Below are 2,181 nucleotides of genomic sequence, written 5' to 3'. Positions count from 1 at the left end.
CTATGGGGATGGCCGTCGATGATCGCCTCGAGTGTTTCGGCGATGTAGGCGGCCGGATTGACGTCGTTGAGCTTGCAGGTGGCGACGATCGACGCGAGCAAGGCCCAGTTTTCTGCCCCGATTTCATGACCGGCGAAGAGAGCGTTTTTCCTGGTCAAGCAGACTGGCCGGATGGCGTTCTCGACCGGGTTGGTGTCGAGCTCGAGACGCCCGTCTTCGAGGAAGCGGGTCAGCCCCTGCCAATGATTGAGCGCATAGCGAATATCCTCGGCGAGGGTCGAACCGCTGGAGATCATCGACAGCTGTTTCTCGAACCACGACTTTAACGCGGCTACCATTGGCAGCGAGTGCTCCTTGCGCGCGGCCAACCGGATGTCCGGCGATGAGCCGCGCACCATGGCTTCGATGGCGTAAAGCTGCGCGATGTGCCGAACAGCGGCCTCGGCGATCGGTGACTTGCTGTTGCGCACCAATTTGACGAGGCGCCGGCGCAAATGGCTCCAGCAATGCACGAGCGTCCATGGCCCTTGCGGTCGAACGACTTCGTTCAACCGGTCATACCCGTCATAGGCATCGCATTGCAGGTAGCGTCCGCCAAAGCCGTCGAGGAACTGCTCGGCAAAGGCACCGCTGCGACCGGGGGCATATCGGAACAGCACGATCGGCGGACTTGGCCCGCTGTGGCCGCGGTCGTCTGAGGCGATCGCCCAGAAGTAGCCTTTCTTCGTTTGGCCGCGCCCGGGATCGAGTACCGGCGCCTTGGTCTCATCCATGAACAGCCGATCCGCCATGGCCAGGTGGTGGCGCATGTGGTCGGCGATGGGCTGAAGATGGAAGCAGGCGCGGCCAGACCAGTTGCCCAGTGTCGCCCGATCAAGCCGGATCCCCTGGCGCGCATAGATCTCGGCCTGACGGTAAAATGGCGTATGGTCGCCAAATTTGGAGACGATCACGTGCGCGATGGCCGCTTCGGTCGGCAGCCCGCCGGGCACGACGTGCTCCGGTGCGTGCGCCTGCACGACGGGGCCCGAGCAGCGGCGACAGATATATTTCGGGCGGCGCGTGACCAGCACGCGCCATTGCGCCGGGATCACGTCAAGACGCTGGCTAACGTTCTCGCCGATCTTCGTCATGGCGCCGCAACCGCACGGGCAAAGCGTGCTTGCAGGCTCGATGATCCGTTCCACCCGCGGCAAATGGACAGGCAAGCAGCCGCGATTGCGATGAGAATCATGATCTGGCGCGTTCCGTGATCGGCCCTGGATCACCGCCTCGGCTCTCTCCTGCGCGGCATCCAGTATGCCTTGCGCGATCTCCACGTCTTCGAGCGGCAAATGATACTGATCTGGTCGCAGCTTCTCGGATTTCGCGCCGAACCTGTCGCGTCGCAATTCGCCAAGAATGATCTCCAGGCGGCGTCGGGCTTCTTCCGACGCCGCCAGCGCCCCCTGATGCTCGCTCAAGGCCGCCTGCGTTTGCGTCAAAAGCGCCTTCAGGCGTTCGTTTTCGTCGCGCAGCGCCGCGATGCTCATGCGCTATTTCGAGCACATCGCCGCCGCGTGTGCCACGATCAAAATAGCTGCCGAGTCATTCTGCCGCAGTTATCCCGCCGCCTGCGGGCGCCGTGCTTCTTCCGGGCGGACCAATCTCCAATCCAGCCCTTCGAACAAGGCAGCGAACATCGCCGGCGATATCCGCATCACGCCGTCCGCGATCGTTGGCCAAACGAACTTGCAACCTTCGAGGCGCTTGTGCACCAACACCAGGCCCGTTCGATCCCAGACCAAAATCTTGATCCGGTCCGCTCGTTTGGATCGGAACACGAAGGCTGCGCCGCTGAACGGATCGAGACGGAGCACCTCCTGCACCTTTGCCGCAAGCCCATCGTGGCCACAGCGGAAGTCGATCGGCCGCATTGCAACGTAAATCTTCAGATCAGCACCGGCCGCAATCATCGTGACGCTCGCACCGCACGGATCACCCGGGAGAGCTGCTCACCATCAATGTCCGTATCCGTCCGCAGCACGACATCACCGATCGCGATCTCAAGCTTGATCGCCGGAGTCTGACGCTCCTCCAACGCATGTTCCACGACCAGCGGCGCGAATGTCGGCGGGGACGCCCCGCACGGCGGCAACATGCCTCGCTGTCGAAACCGCCGCCGCCAATCGTAGATCTGCC

At 62.8% G+C, this 2,181-nt stretch carries 2 protein-coding genes and 1 pseudogene; all 3 read right to left on the bottom strand.

All coding sequences use genetic code 11. From position 1 onward, the window contains the following. Nucleotides 1-1,532 (bottom strand): IS66 family transposase (gene tnpC / locus ABIB91_RS41595; protein ID WP_354172973.1); only part of this gene is annotated, 1,532 nt, incomplete at its 3' end. Between the two features lie 69 nt (nucleotides 1,533-1,601). Further along, a complete protein-coding gene (gene tnpB, locus ABIB91_RS41590; RefSeq protein ID WP_280097107.1) occupies nucleotides 1,602-1,955 on the bottom strand; it encodes an IS66 family insertion sequence element accessory protein TnpB in 354 nt (117 codons plus the stop codon). After that, a pseudogene (locus tag ABIB91_RS41585) lies at nucleotides 1,952-2,181 on the bottom strand (hypothetical protein); the annotation flags it as partial. The gene tnpB and the pseudogene ABIB91_RS41585, both read right to left, overlap by 4 nt.

This window comes from Bradyrhizobium sp. JR4.3, from assembly GCF_040547695.1.
Taxonomy (GTDB): domain Bacteria; phylum Pseudomonadota; class Alphaproteobacteria; order Rhizobiales; family Xanthobacteraceae; genus Bradyrhizobium; species Bradyrhizobium canariense.
This window is presented reverse-complemented; position numbering and strand designations above follow the sequence as displayed.